We start from the raw sequence: 17,720 nt of genomic DNA, 5'->3' as shown, positions 1-17,720 counted from the left end.
GCGTGACTGTCCTCTGCGGCCGGTTGTCGCGCTTCGGACACCCGGGTCATTCACGATCACTCCCGGTCACGTCCGGACGAGCGAGATCCGGTAGCGTGCCCGGCGTGGGTCTTGCGATCACTGTGGGCATCCTGGCCGGTCTGACGGACGCGGACGAGCGGGCCGGAGCCGCCGGCGGGCTCGAGGCGCTGCGCGTCGCGCTCGCGTCCGAGGGCATCACCTGGGCGGAACCGGACAGCGCGCCGGTCCCGCGCGACTCGCACGTGGCCGGCAGCCTGCCGTACTCGGCGCTTGCCTACCTGCGGCGGGTGATGGCGCTGGTGGACACCGGCCGTCCGGTCCCGCCGGCGAACACGCCGGAGCAGCTGCAGGCCGACCGTGAGCTGGTCGACGACGAGACGATGATGTTCGCCTCGCACCTGCTGTGCCACTCCGACTCGGCCGGTTACTACGTGCCGGTCGACTTCCCGGACCCGCTGTTCCTCAATGACCACCCTGACGTGGCCGGTGGCGGCATGGTCGGCTCCAGCCAGGGCCTGCGTGCGGAGCTGCGCCGCTGCGCGCCCGCGCTCGGCATCACGCTCACGCCGGACGGCGACCTCGCCGAGGCCGAGGCGCACCGGATCGGGCACGTGGACGACGACGCGGACTTCGCCACCGAGACGACCGTGTGGTTCGCGCTCTGGGAGTCCTGCCGGGCCAGCATCGCCGGCGGTCACGCGATCGTGTTCCACTGACGCACCCCTCACAGGCTCCGTTCAGCCGCCGGTGATTGGCTTTTGCCCGACGATCCATTTCGGACGGAAGGCGAACGGTGTTCAAGAGAATGCTCGGGGCGTTCGGAGTCGGCGGCCCGACCGTCGACACGGTGCTGGACAACGACGCGACCCGGCCCGGCCTGCTGCTGAGCGGCCGCGTCGAGCTGGCCGGCGGCAGCCACGACGCGCAGATCGAGCACGTCTCGGTGGCGCTGGTGACGCGCGTCGAGGTCGAGGGCGGCGACGGGGAGTACGACGCGTACACCGAGTTCTTCCGCGTGGGCGTGGCCGGTCACCTGTCGCTGCGCGAGGGCGAGCGCGCGTCGCTGCCGTTCCAGCTGGCGGTGCCGTGGGAGACGCCGGTGACCGACCTGTACGGTCAGCGCCTGCACGGCATGACCATGGGCCTGCGCACCGAGGTGGCGGTCGCGGGCGCGGTCGACAAGGGTGATCTGGATGCGGTGCACGTGCACCCGCTGCCGGTGCAGGAGCGCATCCTGGACGCGTTCGGCCGGCTCGGTTTCGGCTTCACCACGGCCGATCTGGAGCGTGGCCGTCTGAGCGGCGTGCCGCAGCAGCTGCCCTTCTACCAGGAGATCGAGTACCGGGCCGCCCCGCAGTACGCGCACGCGTTCCGCGGCGTGGAGCTGAGCTTCGTGGCGACGCCGCACGCGGTCGAGGTGGTGCTGGAGTTCGACGGCCACGCCGACGCGTTCGCCCGCTACACGATCCCGCACGGCGACGCGGACCGGGTGGACTTCGCCGCGGTCGTGGACGGCTGGATGCGCGAGGCCACGTCCCGCATGCCGTCACACGGCTACGGCGGGCACCACGAGGAGCACCACGAGGACGGCCCCGGCTGGGGTGGCGTCGCGCTGGGTGCGGCCGGTGGTTTCGCCGCCGGTCTCGTCGCCGAAGAGGTGTTCGAGGAGATCTTCGAGGACGAGGAAGAGGACGAGGAGTAGGCCGCGATCGGGGCGTCCCCACGTGGTGAGGACGCCCCGATCATGGGTTCAGGGCGCACGTCGTACCCCCTGATGGGTTTGATCTTCTAGAGCTGCAGGCCGAGCGCGTTCGCGCCGGACTTGCCGACCGGGAGCCAGGCCCCCGCGCTCGCGCACCTCACCGCGGACCAGGAGGCGGTGTTCGCGCGGCTGTTGCCGCACACGCCGCTGCCGGACGTCTTGACCTGAAGCGTGTCCAGGCGGACGTTTCCGCTCTTCGAGCCCGCGACCAGCACGGTCTTGTCACTGACGCAGGTCTGCACCGGCGCCGACTGGATCGTGATCTTCATGCAGAGCGTCCCGACGCCGTTCGCCGTGATCGCCACCGCCTTCGCCTTCTTGGTGGTGCCGGCCGGGCCCGCCGTCAGCCGGTTGCCCTTCCCGCCGCACCGCCAACCCTGCCATCCGGTCCCGTCGACCTGGATGTTCACGCAGATCTTCTTGCCACCGCTGGTGAGGTCGCGCAGCGAGGCGCCGCTCGGCTCCGGCGCGCTCGCCCCGCCCAGCGAGACCTGCGACCCCTTCGCCATCGCGGCGCCCGGCGCCGCACCAACCACCAGCCCGCCGAGGGCCAGCGCCAACGCCGCCCACGCCACGTATTTACGCTTCATGGCCGCCATTATGCAGAAATTTGCTGTTAATTCGGGCAGGGCTGGGAGACGCCGCGCCGTTTCAAAGATCAAAACCACCCGGGGGTACGAGACGCGCCCCCACCGTTCGGCCGGGATCCCTCCAGTCCGGAGATCATCTCCCTCTTCCGGAGTACCGTCCCTTGACCTCAAGCGCCGTTGAGGGGGTGGGATGTCCACATGGGTGAGAGCACGCTGGTCATCGGCGGTACGGGGAACATCGGGCGGCACGTGGTCGACGGCCTGCGGGAGCAAGGTCTGGAGGCGCGTCCGATGAGCCGCCGGTCCGGTGGGGACGTCTCGGATCCGCCGGCGCTGGCGGCCGCGCTCGACGGCGTGGATTCCGTGTTCCTGATCTGGCCGTTCATGACCGGGGAACTGGCCGCGCAGGTCGCGTCGCAGTTCGCCGGGCGGCGCGTGGTCTACGTGTCCGCGATGAGCGCGGAGTCCGGGTTCTGGGGCGAGGTGGAGGCCGCGATCCGCGAGGTCACCGACCGGTGGACGTTCCTGCGGCCGAGCGGCTTCGCCACCAACACGCTCGGGTGGGCAGATCAGATCAAGGACGCCGCCACGGTACGACTCCCGTCGCCGGGCGCGCGGCGCTCGCTGATCCACGAACGCGACATCGCGGACGTGGCCGTGCACGCGCTCACCGGCCACGCGCACCTCGGGCGTACCCACGTGATCACCGGCCCGGAGGCGATCAGCCAGGCCGCGCAGGTCGCGATGATCGGCGCCGCGATCGGCCGGGACCTGCGCGTCGAGGAGCAGCCGCGGGCCGAGGCACGCCAGGCCGTGCTCGCCTGGTCGTCGCCCGGCTTCGCGGACACCGCGCTGGACTACTGGGAGTCGCTGGTGCACACGCCGGAGCCGGTCACCCGCACCGTGGAGGAGGTGACCGGCTCACCGGCCCGCGGCTACGCGCAATGGGCCCGCGACCACGCGGCCGACTTCAGCTAGGCGCCATCGGTGTCAGCGGGCGGGCTTCCAGCCGAGCGCCGGGCCGAGCCTGGTCGCCATGTCCGTGAGGATCTGCACGTAGTCGTCGTGGGCGAACGTGAACGGCAACGCGAACGCGACCTCGTCGATCTCCCGGAACGCCGCCTGCGCGTAGAGCCGCTCCGCGATCTCCTCGGACGTGCCCACGATGTCCGGCGCGAACAGCATCCGCTGCGGGCCGAGCGGCTGGGCCGTCCGGGGCAGGCGCTTCTCCGCGAACGCCCGGTACGTCGCGACCTGCTCCGGCGTGGCCGAGTCGGTCGGGATGACCACCAGGCCCTGCGAGACGCGGGCCGCGTCGCCGTCCGGGTGCGCGGCCCGGAACGCGCGCACGTGCGACAGCTGGATCTCCGCGAAGTCCTCCGACTCCTCGGCCCGGACCACGCTGCTGGTCAGGAAGTTCATCCGGTGCTCGCCGGCCCAGGTCGCGGACTTCAGGCCGGCGCCGCCGTACCAGAGACGGCTCGCGAGACCGGGCGAGTGCGGCTGTACGCGGTTCGAGTACGCCTCGAAGCCCTCGATCGAGGTGCCGTCCGTGAGTTCGTCGCCGCGCACGGCCGCGAGCAGTCGCTCGACCCGGCCGTAGCTGAGATCCTCGGTCTCCGCGGTGTCCGGGTAGAGCGCGTCCTTGACCGTGTCCCAGCGCATCGGCGGGCCGACGCTGATGCCCGGGTTGAGGCGGCCGCCGGAGAGCACGTCGACCGTGGCCCAGTCCTCCGCGAGGCGGACCGGGTTCTCCCAGCCCAGCGGCGTCACCGCCGTACCCATCTCGATCCGGCTGGTGCGCTGCGAGGCCGCGGCCATCACCGCGACCGGCGAGGAGATCCCGAACTGGAAGTGGCGGTGGCGCAGCCAGGCGCTGTCGAAGCCGAGGCGCTCCCCCAGCTCGATAATCTGCAGCGTGGACTCGTGGCCGGCGGCGGGGTCGGCCTCGTCGAACAGACCGATGGTGAGAAATCCCAGTTTCCGGAGCGGCTTGTCAGTTGTAGGCACAACTATCATTGTGCCGCGACAAGCGTGGAAACGCACTTGTCACGGCGGTGAACTAGGGAATGGGCACTCCGTGCAGCGGCAGATACGGCCCGTCCGTCCGGTTCCACGACGCGTCGAACGCGGCCACCCAGGCGCCGGCCGGCCCGGTGATCTCCGCGATGGTCACGCTGGTCCCGGTCGTCCTGAACACGCGGACGTAGCCGCCGGACGTGACCAGATGCAGCTGATACTCGATCACGCCCACGTCGTCCGTCGTCGGCGCCCACCGGATGGTCGCGAAGCCGGGCTCGACCGCGACCACCTCCGGAGCCGCCGGGGTGAGCGGCGGCGCCGTGTCCGGCGCGGACGCGGCGCCGGACACCATCACCAGTGCGAGTGCCAGTCGGAACATCATGCCCCCATGTCATCAAGAGGCATCGATGCTATCGCCGTCAGGCGGCCGGCTTCCATCCGATCGCGGGCGCGATGTGCGCCGCGATCGTGGCCAGGATGCGCGCATTGTACTCCACGCCCAGCTGGTTCGGCACCGTGAACAGCACGTAGTCGGCCTCGCGCACCGCCTCGTCCGCGGCCAGCTCCTCCGCGATCCGGTCCGGCTCGCCGGCGAACGTGCGCCCGAACCGCGACCGCACGCCCTCCAGCAGCCCGACCTGGTCGCCCTGCGCCTGCGTGCCGAAGTACAGCCGGTCGATGTCCTCGGTGATCGGCAGCACGCTGCGGGACACGGACACCCGCGCCTCCCGGTCGTGCCCGGCCTCGCGCCACGCCTCCCGGTAGAGCCTGATCTGCTCCGCCTGCAACTGGTCGAACGGCACGCCGGTGTCCTCGGACAGCAGCGTCGAACTCTGCAGATGCACGCCGAGCTTCGCGGCCCACTGCCCGGTCGCACGCGTGCCCGCACCCCACCAGATGCGGTCGCGCAGGCCCGGCGACTGCGGCGTGACCGCGAGCCGCCCGCTGAGGCCGCCGGTCCGGGCCGGGTCGGTGCGCGCGACCGGCCCGCCGTCGATCGCGGCCAGGAACGTCTCCGCCTTGGTGCGCGCCATCTCCGCCGCGTCCTCGGCCACGTAGCCGAACGACTCCGCGCCGCGCAGCGCGGTCTCCGGGGATCCCCGGCTGATGCCGAGCTGCAGCCGCCCGCCGCTGATCAGGTCCGCAGCCGCCGCTTCCTCAGCCATATACAGAGGATTCTCGTACCGCATGTCGATCACGCCGGTGCCGATCTCGATCCGGCGGGTGCGGGCGCCGATCGCGGCCAGCAGCGGGAACGGCGAGGCCAGCTGACGCTCGAAGTGGTGGACGCGCACGAACGCGCCGTTCACCCCGATCTCCTCCGCGGCCTCGGCCAGCTCGATCGTCTGCAGCAGCGCGTCCGCGCCGCTGCGGGTCTGCGAGCCGGGCACGTCACGCCAGTGCCCGAAGGACAGGAATCCGATCTTCTTCACGCGCGCGTCAACGGCCGGGGACGTCACGGTTGTTCCCACCCGCGCATCAGGTCACCGTTCCCGGCCCGCATCAGGCCATCGTTGCGGGCCCTCAACAGGCCACGGTTTCCGGCCCTCGTCAGGTCGTCGTTGCCGGCTCTCGACAGGGTCATCGTTCCCGGCCATCGTCAGGTCGTCGTTGCCGGCCCGCATCAGGTCACGCTGACCGGCAGCGCGACCGCGATCGGCCAGGCGATCATGACGGCGCCGGCCGCGACCGGATGCCACCAGCGGGTGTTCCTGCCGAGCGCGGCAAGCCCGACATAGAGCACGAAAAGGATCGCGACCAAGGGCGCGATCAGCATCAGGAAACCCGGCGCCAGTCCGACCACGGCGGCCACCGGCAGCGGCAGCATCACCACGACCAGCACGGCGGCGTCCCACCCCGGCCCGGCCAGCGACCGCGCACCGTGCAGGAGCGCGGCGGTCGCGAGCGTCAGCGCCACGATCAGCCACCACCGATCCCCGTGCGGCACCATCAAGGTCAACCCCATCTGCACGGGTACGACGACGGCCGCTCCTCCGCCGATGGCCGAGACCAGGGCGGCCCACGGTCGCCGTCGCGGCGCGCGCTGCGGAGATTGCCACGCCGCCGCGGATCGGGCGACCGGTGATCCCGGCTCCGACGGCCGAGCCGCTGCTGATCCCACCGCCGGCGGCCGGGCCGTCGCTGATCCCACCGCCGGCCGGGCGGTCGGTGATCCCAGCTCCGACGGCCCGACCGTCGCTGATCCGGCCGTCGCCGATCGGACCGCCGCCGGTCGGACCGCCGCCGCTATGGCCCGCAGGCCGACCGGCCGTGGTGCGCCCGCCTGAGCGGTCTCGGCGTAGAGGACGAGGATCAGCGCCGCAGTGGTGAGCACGGCGCCGGTCACCGCGAAGTAGCCGATCAGGTATCCGGTCACCGGCGCGGCCACGACCAGCGACAACAGCGCACCGACGACCACTCCCGGCGCCCCGGCCAGCGCCGCGACGACCCAGATCGGCACCCGATCCAGGACGGCGGCTCGGACACGGCCGGACCTGGAGGCCGCCTGGACGCCGCCCTGACCGATCGAGGTGGCGTTCACCGCCGCGCCGGGCGGCCCGACGCCCGAATCACCGTCGCCGGGCACGTTCGCAGGGTCGCCGTCCCGGTCATGCGATGCTGCCACCCGCGAGTCGTCGTCGGCATTCATCGGCGCGCTGTGCCCCGCCGGAGGCCGTCCACCGTCCGCAGACGGGCCACCGTCCGCAGACGGGCCGCCCTCCGCGGACGGCGGCACCTCGGCCGGAAGCGGCCTACCCGCGCGGGCGGGCACGGCCTCGCGCCGAGGGGCGTAGGCCACGGCCGCGATCAGCACCAGCAGCGCGCCCAGCAGCAGTGCCGAGCCCGCGAGCACGCGGCGCAGCGGGGCGATGCCGGCGGACGGCGGGTCGGTGTTGGTGAGCGCGGCGTCGAGCCAGTCCGCGGCCTCGCGGTGGGTGCGCGGCGCGAACAGGACCGAGATGTGCTCGACCCAGGGGACGACGACCAGGCGGCGGTCGTCCGTGCCGGTGGCGGAACCGGCAGCGCGCGCGGTGGCGGCACGGATGCCGCCCGGTTCCAGCGCGCCGACGAGCAGCAGCAGGTGGTGCGGGCCGGGTACGTCGTCGCCGGGCAGGGAGATCGCGACCGTGGCGGCGATGCGCGGGTCGGCCGCGCCGACGCGGACCACCGCGCCCGCGCCCATCGAGTGCCCGAGCAGCGCGACCCGGTCCGGGTCGATGCCGGGCAGGCCGCGCGCGTACCGGATTACGTCGGCGATCTCCGGGTCGATCACGGACGGCACGTCCAGGCGCCGGGTGTTCGCGCCGTGGCCGGCCAGGTCCGGGAGCAGCACGACGTACCCCCGGCGCACGAGGGTGTCCGCGAACGGGCGCATCAGGCGGCCGGAGCCGGCGTATCCGTGCACGACCACGACGGCCGGGCGGGCTCCGACGTTGTCCTCGAAGCTGCCGGCGACGGCGACCACCTCCACCGGGACGCCGCCGACGTGCGTGAACTCGCTCTGGAGGTGCTGGTTCGCGTAGACGAGTCCGGCGGCGCCGGCCGCGAGCAGCAGCAGTCCGGCGACGAGGACGGACAGGCACGACCGGATCGACATGCGCTGCACCGTACCGCCGCACGGGTCTTCGGTGGCGCACGGCCACCGTGGGCGATCAGTGGCCGACGGCCACCTTGAGCAACGAGATGCCGGCCGCCGCGGCGGCGGTGAGCAGGCCCACCAGCAGCGTGCGGGCGGAGGCGCGGGTGGCGCGCAGGCGTTCGACCAGCAGGCCGAAGAGCGCGATGCGAACGAACAGGTACACCTCGGAGGCCACGATCGCGGCGGAGGCGGACAGCGATTCGAGTGCGGCGGCGGCCAGCAACAGCGCGGGAACGATCGCGGACGAGATGATCGGGACGGAGTCGCGCAGCTCGTGCCACAGCTCCGCGCGGGTGAGCGGCGCGTCGGTGCGGACGTTGCGGCCGACCAGCTCCGCGAACATGTGCGCCAGGTAGGTGGACGCGGTCACGCCGAGGACCAGCAGCACGCCGTGGAAGTGGGCCACGTCCTCCGCGGTCATCGTGGCGACGGACGCGAAGACCAGGATGTTGCCGTAGACGTACGCGGAGATGCGGGCGGCGGCGGTCTCCCGGGCGAGCGCGGGGTCGGCCCGGTAGCGCACGATCCGGTCGCGACGGCGGTCCCCGAGTGGATTACCCATGATCACACCGTATCGTCGCCGGCCTGCATCAGTGCGCCGACCGTGTCGGCGAGGGAGCCGATCGGGAGGCGGCCGTCCAGCTCGATCGTGGCGCCGCGCCGGAGCAGGGGTTCGACGTCCCGGACGTACCCGATGATCTCCTGCCGTTGGGCCTCGGTCTTGCCGTAGGGATTGCCCGTGCGCGTGGCGACGCGGTCGAGCAGCACGTCGAGGGGCGCGCTGAGCAGCACCACGTGGGCGAAGCGACCGTAGAAACGCCCCTGGTTCGAGGCCGTGGCGGAGACGGCCAGCCGGGCCTCGGCCGCGAGCAGTGCGGTCATCCGCGGCTCGTCCAGCGTGCCGTCCGGCAGCGTCCATCCGTCGTAGTCGGTGTCGACGGTCCGGTGGCCGCGCCGCGCCAGCTCCGCGAGCAGCGTGCTCTTGCCCGCTCCGGACATGCCCGTCACCAGCACCCGCGCCATGATCACACGGTACGCCGTCGCGTCCTTCCGGTGTTGTTCCGGAAATCAACCTCCGTCGAGACATTGATGTTCTTCACTTGAAGCGCTCATACTGCGGAATGTTTCCGCAACTTCTATGGAAGGTGTGCACTCATGTTCCGACAACGGTTCGCGGTCCTCGCCGCCGCCGTGCTCGCCGGCGCGGGCCTGCTCACGGCCGCGGCCACGTCCGAGGCCGATGCCGCGGCGGCCTGCGAGGGCGGGTACGTCGCGCTCACCTACGACGACGGGCCGAACCCGTCCACCACCCAGTCGCTGCTCACGGCGCTGCGCAACGCGGGCGCACGGGCCACGTTCTTCAACACGGGCCAGCGTGTGCAGCAGAATCCGGGGCTCGCCCAGGCACAGGTCGCGGCAGGTCACTGGATCGCGAACCACAGCTGGAGCCACCCGCACCTGACCCAGCTGTCCGCCGCGCAGATCACCCAGGAGCTGTCCCAGACGCAGAGCGCGATCCAGCAGGCGACCGGCGTGACGCCACGACTGTTCCGGCCGCCCTACGGCGAGACGAACGGGACCGTGCAGTCCGTCGAGGCGCAGCTCGGGCTGCGCGAGGTCATCTGGTCCGTCGACTCCCAGGACTGGAACGGCGCGAGCACGGCACAGATCGTCAACGCCGCCAACTCGCTGCAGGCCGGCGGCGTGATCCTGATGCACGACGCCTACCAGACCACGATCAGCGCGGTCCCGCAGATCGTGTCCAACCTGGCCGGTCGCGGCCTCTGCCCCGGCATGATCTCGCCGACGACCGGTCGCGCGGTCGCGCCGGACGGGTCCGGCACGCCCACCACGCCACCGCCCGCGGGCGGCTCCTGCACCGCGACCTACGCGGAGACGCAGCGGTGGGGTGACCGCTTCAACGGGCAGGTCACCATCCGGGCCGGCAGCGCCGCCATCACCAGCTGGACCTCGACGGTCACGCTCACCGGCGGCCAGCGCGTCTCCACCACCTGGAACGGCACCCCCGCCTGGGACAGCACCGGCCTGATCATGACCATGCGCCCGAACGGCAACGGCAATCTCTCGCCCGGCGCGTCCACCACGTTCGGCTTCACCGTCATGGCCAACGGCACCTGGTCCGCTCCGGCGGTCGCCTGCCGTACCCCCTGAGGCTCTTGATCGCTGTTGCTCGTGATCGCTTGCTCTTGATCGCTGTTGCTCCTGGTCGGGAGGCCGCGCATGCCGGCGGCTTCCCGGCCGGGCAGGTGGCTTCCCGGTCAGGCCGGCGGGTCGTCCCGGTCAGGCCGGCGGGTCGTCCCGATAGAGCTCCGCCTTCATTCCTCGCCCGCCCCAGCGTGTGGCGACCAGCTCGGGCCGCGGCCGGATGGGCTCGGGCGCCCAACTGCCGAGCCGCCAGGTGTCAAGCGCGCCCCGGTCCCAGTCCGCGATCGGCGCGAACGGATCGTCCCGGCCAGCGGGCGCACCCTCGCGGCGCTCCCGCACGACCGCGGCCGGGTGGAAGCGTGTCTCCTGCGGCACCCGGCAGTCGTCCGTCCGGAAGGCGACCAGCGTGCCGCACCCGTCGCACGCCACACAGGGCTCCCATCCCACCAGCGACCAGCAGCCGACGAGGACACGATCGTGGACGATGCGGGTGCCGCGCGCGTCACCGGGCGAGAGCACGAAGGTGCCGGTGACCTGCCCGTGGCCGTGCGGGGCATGATCGATCGCATAGGTGCCGGTCTCGAGCCGCGGCGGGTTCACGTGATGGCAGTCCAGCAGCGACCAGTGCGGCCCTTCCGCCAGCTCCACCGGCCGGACCGGCACGCTCAGCGTGTTCCCGCACGTGGCACAGCGAAAGATCTCCACCCGCGGCATTCTCGCCACACGACCGGACGACGGCACTCGAATTACCGGTCTACTGGCGTTCAGATCCAAACTTGCGTCGATCGACGGGCACACCGCGCCCGAAATTTCATGAGATAGCGGCCTCGGCGATCGCGGAACCCAGGCACCTGCGGGGTCAGTAGCGCCCCGGCAGACATCGATGGATGCCAGCCGGGGTGCCGACGTCATCAGGGAGATCGTTGTTGCGCTCACTGCTCTTTCCGGTGGCCTGAAAGAGCAGTGAGCGCAACAACGATCTCCGCCAGGCGGCGCGCCGGGGACTTCGTGCCGGCCTCTCCCTGCGGGCAAAGCGAAGCGCCAGCGAAGTCTTTGCCCGCCCCGAGGTTTGCCCGCGGGAGCATGCGGGCCGGACCACGCCGGAAGCGGGAAAATGATCTTCCCAGTTTTTGATCTTGAAGTTCGCCTCGATCTTGACGTTCGTCTCGATCAACCGGGCAAGCCGTGCCCGAAATATCACCACAAGGCGGGCCGCCAGCGTGCGCGAAGCCGACCACATGCGTATGTGGATCATTGACGTCGACGAAATGGCGGTCGGCGAGCGGCTTCGACAGCCATTTCGTCGACGTCAATGATCCACTTAGAGCGACGAACAACAGGCAGGCGTGCGCTCGTGGCACTGCTGAGCCGCACGCGGCCTCGGCCAGAACCTGGCATCCTTTATCATGAAATTTCGGGCACGGAGTGCCCGAAAACCGCTGCAGCCGAGTAGCGCCGCAGCCGCCAGGCGGTGATCATCAGGAGCGCCGCCGGCCGCCAGGCGGTGATCATCAGGAGCGCCGCCGGCCGCCAGGCGGTGATCATCAAGGTCGAAGCCGCGGCGGGAGGAGAAGCTCCGAGCCGCGTCTCTCCGGGCCGGGCTACCGCTTCCTGGCGCCGCACAGCTCGCCAGCCCAGGTCCGCAGGAAACCCCCGAGCCGCGTCACACCGGACCGGGCTACCGCCCTTCGACCCGGACGCCGAAGGGTCAGCGGAACCAGTGCAGTGGGATCGCCTCGGCCATTGCGGCCATGCCGGCGTCGTTGGGGTGGAGGCCGTCGCCGCTGTTGAAGTCGGGGCGCAGGCGCAGCGGGTCGGCGGGGTCGCGGACCGCGGCCTCGAAGTCGGCCACGCCGTCGTACTCCTGGGAGGTTCGCAGCCATTGGTTGACCGCGGCGCGCTTCGCCTCGTTGGCCTCGGTGTAGAAGCCGAGCGTGTCGCCCTTGAACGGCAGCAGCGTGCCCGCGTAGATCCGCAGGCCGGACGCGTGCGCGCGGGCGATCAGCTGGCGGTGCGCGGCGATGATCTCCTCCGCCGTGACCGCCTCGGACGCGGGCGCGACGCCGCCGGGCTGGCCGATGTCGTTGATGCCGAGCAGCACGATCGCGGCGCCGACGCCGGGCTGTGCGATCACGTCCCGGTCGAAGCGACTCAGTGCATTCGCCCCGAACCAGGCCGCGAAGCCCTCGGCGCCGGGCGTCGGATTCGGGTCGTGGAGCAGGCGGTTGCCGGAGATGCCGAGGTTGACCACGCCGCGGGTGCCGTGCAGCCTGGCCGCCAGCGCGTCCGGCCAGCGATGATTCGCATCGTTCTGCGTGGAGGCGCCGTCCGTGATCGAGTCGCCGAACGCGGCGATCGCGGAGGCGCCCCGCGCGCGGGTGGAGACGCTGATGCCGGAGAGCAGGAACCATTGGTAGATCTCGGTGACCGGCGTGACGGACGGGGCCGCGGTGACGTCGCCGTCGGCGATCAGATTCCGCTGGTACGAAAAAGCGTGCACGGTGCCGACCGGCGTCCGCTCCGGCAGGTAGATGCTGATCACGAGATCTGCCCCGGCCGGGAGCGCCAGCGGCACCGGGTCGCTGAACAGCGGCGCGCCGGGCGGCATCAGCACGCCGCCGGCCCCGCCGAACGTGAGCGCGCGATCCGTGGCCGGGTCGATGTCCGCCCCGGTGCTGCCGGCGCGCCGGGCCACGTGCGCGGCGCCGATGCGCACCGGTGCCCGGCCGAACTCGTTGCTCAGCCGCACGCGCACGGCATCGCCGCCGATGCTGGTGTGCACCACCTGGCGGATCGTCTGCCGCTCCAGCGTGGTCGTGGACGCGGGCGGCACCGTGGTCACACCGGTGGCCCAGGTGCCGGCCCAGACGGCCGGCTGCGGCGCCTGCGCCGGGCCTGACCAGGCCGGCAACGCCACCAGCGACATCAGCAGCACCAGGGCCGTCACCGGCCGCCTCACCGAAACCATGCACTCGACGCTAGGCAGGCCGTCACACGCGGTCAAGTGAAGATGTTCAATCGGTCACGTTGTTTCACCGGGCGCCGGACGTTCCGGTGACCTATGGTCGGATCATGGTGACCCCGGCCCGGTTCGGCGCGGGCGGTCGGTGGGCGGAACGGGCGGCCCTCCCGCTGCGGCTGGTGGCCGGTCCCGGCGCGCTGCCGGACGCCGGCGAGCTGGCCGCGTTGCGCGCCGCGCTGCTCCAGCGCGACGAGCCCGGTGCCGCGCTGGCCCGCGCGCTGCTCGACGACCGCACGGTCACGCACGCGCAGATCCGCGACGCGCTCGCCGACCCGGACGCACCCGCGCCGGAGCCACTGGAGGCCTTTCTCTCCACCGTACGCACGCGTCCGTCCTGGGTGGACGACACGCTGCTGGCGCGCGGCGCGGAGGCATGCCGCACCTACGGCTGGGACGCCACGCTGGTGCTGGCCTACGGCTCGCTGCTCGGCGGGTACCGCACCGCCGCCGCGCTGGAACCGCTGGTCCGCACCGGCCGGCTGACCGGCGGCGAGACCGTCCGCCGGATCGCGGAGACGACCGAGTGGTGGCGTGCCGTCACCGCGCCCGGCGGCCTGCGGCCCGGCGCCGAGGGACACCGGCTGTCGCTGCACGTGCGGGTCATGCACGCCATGGTCAACCACCGTCTGGAGGCCGATCCGGCGTGGGACCGGGCCGGGCGCGGCGTGCCGATCAACCAGTACGACCAGGCCAGCACGCTCGGCGTGTTCAGCACCAGCTTCCTGCTCCACCTGCGTCTGCTCGGCGTCCGGGTCCCGCGCGCGGACGGCGCGGCCGTGATGCACCTGTGGAGCTACCTCGGCTGGCTGATGGGTGTGGACGAACGCTGGCTGCCGCACACCGAACGCCAGGGCAGACGCCTGCTCTACCAGCTGCTCGCGCACGACCCGCCGCCGGACGTGAACAGCGCCGCGCTGGCCGACGCGCTGATCCACGCCGGCGTCCCCGAGCCACGGGAGCGCGCGCTGTCGCTGGGCACCTGGCTGCTCGGCCCGGCCGCCATGCGCGATCTCGGCCTGACACCCCGATTCCCCTGGTACGGACTGTGGCGCGCCGCAATCAACCTGCCCGTCACGCACGTCGCCGGGCGGCTGCCCGGTGGCCGCCGGCGCCTGCTCGCCCGCGCCGAACGGCAGCTGCGCCACCGGCAGGCCGAAAAGGCTGATGCGCAAAGGCCTCCCGCTGCTGGATGATCTCCAGCCGTGTCGTACACCGATCAATCCAACGACCCCTACACCGTGAGCGTCAGCGGTAAGACGCTCGCCGTGATCGTCGGCATCGGCGCGCTGGTCGTGCTCAACGTCGCCCTGATCTACTTCTTCCTCCCGCGTCCCCCGGACCCGGGCATCGTCGCCTGTGGACGTCTCAAGGCTCACGCGAACGCCGGCACCCGACCGAGCGCGGCCGAACGTACGGCGATCGTGTCGAGCTTCCGGCGGTCCGATGTGGAGACGCTGGCCGAGGCGGGCGAATCGGAGTTCCGCCGCACCGACCCGGTCTGGAACTCGATGATCCGCGGTGGCGGGCTGCCGAGCATCGGCCCGGACGGCGCGCCGATCATCCCGCCCGGCAGCATCCCGGACGTCGACCTGACCGACTACCGGCTCCTCACCACCGCCTGCCGCTACGCGGACGCGTACTGAAACATCATCCGATGTCCGTGGTGGCGGTCGCGGACGCGGTCAGGTGGCGACGGTCCCCCGTGCGGGCGAACGCGTCCACGGCCGCGTCCGCGAACTTGATCGCGTGCGGGTCGCCGCCCGCGGCCGCACGGTCGATCACCTCGTCCGGCGAGTAGTCGCCGGACGGGGCCGCCCGGGGCGTGGGCGCGGAGTAGGCGGCGGTGACCGCGGCGGACGCGGCCCAGGCGGCGGCGAGGCTGGCCTGGTGGAGGCCGGCCGGGAGCTCGGGCAGCACGCGCAGGACCGCGGTCGGCGCGGTGGCGGCGTGGACCAGCATGACCGGGTCGCGGTGCCCGTGCGTGGCGAACCGTGCCACGGCCGCGTCCGCGACGGCGGCGATCGTGGCGGCCGAGGTCTCGGCGGCGGCGACCTCGCCCATCGGGATCACCGGCACCGCCCCCGCCGTGATCGCCCAGGACGGCATCGCCGCGAGCTGTGCCAGCCGGGACCGTGCCCCGTACCGCTGGTCCGCGATCAACGGCACCGCGTCCAGCGCGGACCGCGGGTCGCTCGCCCGGTAGGGCCCCGAGCCGGCCGGTGCCAGCGGCTGCCAGCGCGCCGCCCAGTAGGCCAGCCCCTGGCCCAGCTCGGACACCCGTTCCCGTGTCTCCGCGTCGCGCAGGGCACGGACCGCGTGACCGACTCTGATCACCCCGTGCGTGGCGCCGGCCGCGATGCCGGGCAGCAGGCGTGGCCACCAGGTGGCCAGCACGGTCCGCCACGGCGCGAGCGCGGTCTCGCGGGCGAAGAAATCCAGCCAGTCGCCGGTACGGACCGGGTCGCCGAGCGGGTCACGCCACTCCGCCGGACGGATCGGGGCGATGCCGCGCGGCCGGTCCTCCAGCAGGTCTGCGTACCCGTCGATCCAGCGGTGCACGTCGCCCTCACGGCCGCGGGCGGCCAGTGCCTCCACCGCCATCGGCGCGTGGTTGGAGAGCCAGCCGTCCCGCTCGGGTCCGGTATCGATCAGCCTGCCGTACGCCTCGTCGAGGATCGAATCCGTCATGCGGACCAGCGTCGAACCTCAACCACGCTTCAAGTCAAGACGCCGGGACGAAGCTGTCGAAGATCAGCTGCAGGTCCTGCTGCGCGGCCGCCCAGTCCCCCGAGCCCGTCTGCCAGTAGATGCCGTAGGCCTGGGTCGGCGACGTGATCACGCCCCGGTTGACGACGTGCACCCGGCCGCCGTCGGCGTTGTACTCCCACTCCCAGTCCGCCGCCTTCCGGAAGTAGTCGACCTCGGCGATCCGGACCTCGCTGTAGCCCGGGAAATCGCCACGGTTCACCCGAAACTGGGACTGGGAACGCCAGTCCGCGACCGGGTCCGGCTTGGGGGTCTTGGTCTGGTCGATGCCGAGCACCCGCCCGTTGTTCCCGCGGAAGTAGACCATGGTCTCGACCTGCGACTGCGCCCACCCGTTCGGCACGTACACGGAGAAGCCGGTCGGATCCTTGTAGTCCTTCCACCCGGCCGGCAGCTGCGGGCGGCCACCACCGTCCCCGTCGCCCTCACCCGAGACGCCCGTGGGTGTCGGGTCCGTTGCCGGCCCGGTCTCCGTGGGCGGCGTCGCGGCCGCAGGATCAGAGGCAGGAGCATCCGAGGGTACGGGAGAGGCCGCCCCGGACGGGGTCGCGCCGGTCGCGGTCTTGTCGTTCGTGGCGTCGCCGGAGCCGTCCGGCCGCAGGAACAGGAACGCGACCAGCGCCAGCGCCACCACGACCGCGGCCGCAGCGGTGAGCAGCGCGGGCCGGGGCGCTCCGGACCGTACCCCCGGCTGCTTCGGATCTTTCCTGACCGGCGCGATCGGCGCGGCCGACGCGCGGGCCACCTTCCGGTCCGCGACGGCCTGCAGCAGCTTGCCGGCCTCGGCCGCGGTGAGGCGCTTGCTCTGGTCCTTCTGCAGCAGGCCGTTGATCACGGTGGCGAGGCCGGTGGGGCGCTCCATCGGGTCCGGCGGGTCGACCGCGATCGCGGTCAGCGTGCCCACGGCGGACGCGCGGTGGAACGGCGCGTGGCCTTCGACCGCGTCGTAGAGCGTGGCGCCGAGCGACCACAGGTCGGACGCCTCGGTGGCCTGACCCTCCTGCGCGCGCTCCGGCGCCATGTAGTCGAGCGACACGTGCAGCTGCCCGGAGCTGGTGACCAGCGCGTCGCCCTCGATCGTGGCGATGCCGAAGTCGGTGAGCACGACGCGCCCGTCCTCGGTGATCAGCACGTTCGCCGGCTTGACGTCGCGGTGCTGGACGCCGGCCCTGTGCGCGGCGCTGAGCGCCTCAAGGATCTGCAGGCCGATCACGGCGGCCTGGCGGTCCTCTAGCGGGCCGTCCTCCTGGACGACCTCCTTGAGCGAGCGGGACGGCACGTGCTCCATCACGATCCACGGCTTGCCGTCCGCCTCGAACACGTCGTAGACGGCCACCACGCCGGGATGGTTGAGGCGGGCGGCCGCGCGCGCCTCGCGCAGCGTCCGGCGACGGGCGACCGCCGCGTCCTCCTCGTTGCCGGACTGAAGGACGATCTCCTTGATCGCGACATCCCGGTCCAGGCGCTCGTCGTGCGCGCGCCACACCCGGCCCATGCCGCCGGAGCCGATCTCTTCGCCCAGTCGGTAGCGTCCGGCGATCATGGTGGGGGCCTCTGGCATACATGAAAACTACCCACTACGTATGACGACGACGCATCAGGGATGAGCCCGGATGCGTACCGCCGTCCTCGCGCCCGCCCACGGTATCCCACTCGGCCCCGCGCCCGTGCTGACCGATGTCGATCAAGGGCGCACCGGCCGCACGTGACGTACCCCACTGACTACCCCCT

At 72.1% G+C, this 17,720-nt stretch carries 19 protein-coding genes; 6 read left to right on the top strand and 13 right to left on the bottom strand.

The features are described 5' to 3' along the window. Positions 1 to 104: 104 nt before the first annotated feature. Positions 105 to 737 carry a hypothetical protein gene (locus tag OP04_RS01735; RefSeq protein ID WP_033337606.1) on the top strand — a complete coding sequence of 211 codons (633 nt, stop codon included), beginning with the start codon at positions 105 to 107 and terminating at the stop codon, positions 735 to 737. An 89-nt stretch (positions 738 to 826) separates the two neighbouring features. Next, complete coding sequence (locus OP04_RS01730) at positions 827 to 1,723, top strand: sporulation protein (protein WP_033338010.1); 897 nt, start codon at positions 827 to 829, stop codon at positions 1,721 to 1,723. A gap of 86 nt (positions 1,724 to 1,809) precedes the next feature. Here the strand turns inward: OP04_RS01730 and OP04_RS01725 are convergent, their stop codons facing one another. Next, on the bottom strand, positions 1,810 to 2,373 hold the full coding sequence (locus OP04_RS01725) for a hypothetical protein (RefSeq protein WP_157239109.1): 564 nt from the start codon (positions 2,371 to 2,373) through the stop codon (positions 1,810 to 1,812). A 198-nt stretch (positions 2,374 to 2,571) separates the two neighbouring features. Here OP04_RS01725 and OP04_RS01720 point away from each other — a divergent pair, with 198 nt between their 5' ends. Next, a complete protein-coding gene (locus tag OP04_RS01720; protein ID WP_033337604.1) occupies positions 2,572 to 3,351 on the top strand; it encodes an SDR family oxidoreductase in 780 nt (259 codons plus the stop codon). Between the two features lie 12 nt (positions 3,352 to 3,363). Here OP04_RS01720 and OP04_RS01715 read toward each other — a convergent pair whose 3' ends face one another. The 6 genes from OP04_RS01715 to OP04_RS01690 form a co-directional block, all read right to left on the bottom strand. Beyond that, positions 3,364 to 4,383, bottom strand: a complete 1,020-nt coding sequence (locus tag OP04_RS01715; RefSeq protein WP_033337603.1) for an LLM class flavin-dependent oxidoreductase — start codon at positions 4,381 to 4,383, stop codon at positions 3,364 to 3,366. Positions 4,384 to 4,435: 52 nt separating this feature from the next. Continuing rightward, complete coding sequence (locus OP04_RS01710; RefSeq protein WP_033337602.1) at positions 4,436 to 4,777, bottom strand: hypothetical protein; 342 nt, start codon at positions 4,775 to 4,777, stop codon at positions 4,436 to 4,438. Positions 4,778 to 4,814: 37 nt separating this feature from the next. Then, positions 4,815 to 5,867 carry an LLM class flavin-dependent oxidoreductase gene (locus tag OP04_RS01705; RefSeq protein WP_232323424.1) on the bottom strand — a complete coding sequence of 351 codons (1,053 nt, stop codon included), beginning with the start codon at positions 5,865 to 5,867 and terminating at the stop codon, positions 4,815 to 4,817. A 152-nt stretch (positions 5,868 to 6,019) separates the two neighbouring features. Further along, positions 6,020 to 7,993: an alpha/beta fold hydrolase gene (locus OP04_RS49000; RefSeq protein WP_051796927.1), complete on the bottom strand. Its 1,974-nt coding sequence runs from the start codon at positions 7,991 to 7,993 to the stop codon at positions 6,020 to 6,022. A 55-nt stretch (positions 7,994 to 8,048) separates the two neighbouring features. Further along, the gene (locus OP04_RS01695) at positions 8,049 to 8,597 is read right to left on the bottom strand and encodes a hypothetical protein (protein ID WP_033337601.1); all 549 of its coding nucleotides are present in this window, start codon (positions 8,595 to 8,597) and stop codon (positions 8,049 to 8,051) included. 2 nt (positions 8,598 to 8,599) lie between these two features. Continuing rightward, positions 8,600 to 9,058, bottom strand: a complete 459-nt coding sequence (locus OP04_RS01690) for an AAA family ATPase (RefSeq protein ID WP_033338007.1) — start codon at positions 9,056 to 9,058, stop codon at positions 8,600 to 8,602. Between the two features lie 132 nt (positions 9,059 to 9,190). On the opposite strand from OP04_RS01690, the gene OP04_RS01685 reads away from it, so the two are divergent. Further along, positions 9,191 to 10,207 (top strand): polysaccharide deacetylase family protein, encoded by a 1,017-nt coding sequence (locus OP04_RS01685; RefSeq protein WP_033337600.1) that lies wholly within the window; start codon positions 9,191 to 9,193, stop codon positions 10,205 to 10,207. 129 nt (positions 10,208 to 10,336) lie between these two features. Here OP04_RS01685 and OP04_RS01680 read toward each other — a convergent pair whose 3' ends face one another. The 4 genes from OP04_RS01680 to OP04_RS01675 all read right to left on the bottom strand — a co-directional run bounded on the left by OP04_RS01680 (position 10,337) and on the right by OP04_RS01675 (position 13,169). Continuing rightward, positions 10,337 to 10,915 (bottom strand): hypothetical protein, encoded by a 579-nt coding sequence (locus OP04_RS01680; protein ID WP_232323423.1) that lies wholly within the window; start codon positions 10,913 to 10,915, stop codon positions 10,337 to 10,339. 145 nt (positions 10,916 to 11,060) lie between these two features. Beyond that, positions 11,061 to 11,456 carry a hypothetical protein gene (locus OP04_RS52855; RefSeq protein ID WP_157239107.1) on the bottom strand — a complete coding sequence of 132 codons (396 nt, stop codon included), beginning with the start codon at positions 11,454 to 11,456 and terminating at the stop codon, positions 11,061 to 11,063. A gap of 149 nt (positions 11,457 to 11,605) precedes the next feature. Further along, positions 11,606 to 11,746 (bottom strand): hypothetical protein, encoded by a 141-nt coding sequence (locus tag OP04_RS52850; RefSeq protein WP_157239105.1) that lies wholly within the window; start codon positions 11,744 to 11,746, stop codon positions 11,606 to 11,608. A 163-nt stretch (positions 11,747 to 11,909) separates the two neighbouring features. After that, positions 11,910 to 13,169: an SGNH/GDSL hydrolase family protein gene (locus OP04_RS01675; protein WP_033337599.1), complete on the bottom strand. Its 1,260-nt coding sequence runs from the start codon at positions 13,167 to 13,169 to the stop codon at positions 11,910 to 11,912. Between the two features lie 104 nt (positions 13,170 to 13,273). Here OP04_RS01675 and OP04_RS01670 point away from each other — a divergent pair, with 104 nt between their 5' ends. Next, a complete protein-coding gene (locus tag OP04_RS01670; protein ID WP_033337598.1) occupies positions 13,274 to 14,416 on the top strand; it encodes an oxygenase MpaB family protein in 1,143 nt (380 codons plus the stop codon). A gap of 9 nt (positions 14,417 to 14,425) precedes the next feature. Beyond that, positions 14,426 to 14,866: a hypothetical protein gene (locus OP04_RS01665; protein WP_033337597.1), complete on the top strand. Its 441-nt coding sequence runs from the start codon at positions 14,426 to 14,428 to the stop codon at positions 14,864 to 14,866. Positions 14,867 to 14,870: 4 nt separating this feature from the next. Here the strand turns inward: OP04_RS01665 and OP04_RS01660 are convergent, their stop codons facing one another. Then, entirely contained in the window at positions 14,871 to 15,911 is a 1,041-nt protein-coding gene (locus OP04_RS01660) for a questin oxidase family protein (RefSeq protein WP_033337596.1), read from the bottom strand. A 34-nt stretch (positions 15,912 to 15,945) separates the two neighbouring features. After that, a complete protein-coding gene (locus OP04_RS01655; protein WP_033337595.1) occupies positions 15,946 to 17,550 on the bottom strand; it encodes a serine/threonine-protein kinase in 1,605 nt (534 codons plus the stop codon). Between the last annotated feature and the right edge of the window lie 170 nt (positions 17,551 to 17,720).

Source organism: Catenuloplanes japonicus, from assembly GCF_000717135.1.
In the GTDB taxonomy this organism is placed as follows: Bacteria; Actinomycetota; Actinomycetes; order Mycobacteriales; family Micromonosporaceae; genus Catenuloplanes; species Catenuloplanes japonicus.
This window is presented reverse-complemented; position numbering and strand designations above follow the sequence as displayed.

What these genes read in the sequence shown, in the direction of transcription:
- OP04_RS01730 (WP_033338010.1), top strand. Translation starts at nt 827, where the DNA reads ATGCTCGGGGCGTTCGGAGTCGGCGGCCCGACCGTCGACACGGTGCTG.
- OP04_RS01725 (WP_157239109.1), bottom strand. Translation starts at nt 2,373, where the DNA reads ATGAAGCGTAAATACGTGGCGTGGGCGGCGTTGGCGCTGGCCCTCGGC.
- OP04_RS01720 (WP_033337604.1), top strand. Translation starts at nt 2,572, where the DNA reads ATGGGTGAGAGCACGCTGGTCATCGGCGGTACGGGGAACATCGGGCGG.
- OP04_RS01710 (WP_033337602.1), bottom strand. Translation starts at nt 4,777, where the DNA reads ATGATGTTCCGACTGGCACTCGCACTGGTGATGGTGTCCGGCGCCGCG.
- OP04_RS49000 (WP_051796927.1), bottom strand. Translation starts at nt 7,993, where the DNA reads ATGTCGATCCGGTCGTGCCTGTCCGTCCTCGTCGCCGGACTGCTGCTG.
- OP04_RS01695 (WP_033337601.1), bottom strand. Translation starts at nt 8,597, where the DNA reads ATGGGTAATCCACTCGGGGACCGCCGTCGCGACCGGATCGTGCGCTAC.
- OP04_RS01690 (WP_033338007.1), bottom strand. Translation starts at nt 9,058, where the DNA reads ATGGCGCGGGTGCTGGTGACGGGCATGTCCGGAGCGGGCAAGAGCACG.
- OP04_RS01685 (WP_033337600.1), top strand. Translation starts at nt 9,191, where the DNA reads ATGTTCCGACAACGGTTCGCGGTCCTCGCCGCCGCCGTGCTCGCCGGC.
- OP04_RS01680 (WP_232323423.1), bottom strand. Translation starts at nt 10,915, where the DNA reads ATGCCGCGGGTGGAGATCTTTCGCTGTGCCACGTGCGGGAACACGCTG.
- OP04_RS52855 (WP_157239107.1), bottom strand. Translation starts at nt 11,456, where the DNA reads ATGATCCACATACGCATGTGGTCGGCTTCGCGCACGCTGGCGGCCCGC.
- OP04_RS52850 (WP_157239105.1), bottom strand. Translation starts at nt 11,746, where the DNA reads ATGATCACCGCCTGGCGGCCGGCGGCGCTCCTGATGATCACCGCCTGG.
- OP04_RS01675 (WP_033337599.1), bottom strand. Translation starts at nt 13,169, where the DNA reads ATGGTTTCGGTGAGGCGGCCGGTGACGGCCCTGGTGCTGCTGATGTCG.
- OP04_RS01670 (WP_033337598.1), top strand. Translation starts at nt 13,274, where the DNA reads ATGGTGACCCCGGCCCGGTTCGGCGCGGGCGGTCGGTGGGCGGAACGG.
- OP04_RS01660 (WP_033337596.1), bottom strand. Translation starts at nt 15,911, where the DNA reads ATGACGGATTCGATCCTCGACGAGGCGTACGGCAGGCTGATCGATACC.
- OP04_RS01655 (WP_033337595.1), bottom strand. Translation starts at nt 17,550, where the DNA reads ATGCCAGAGGCCCCCACCATGATCGCCGGACGCTACCGACTGGGCGAA.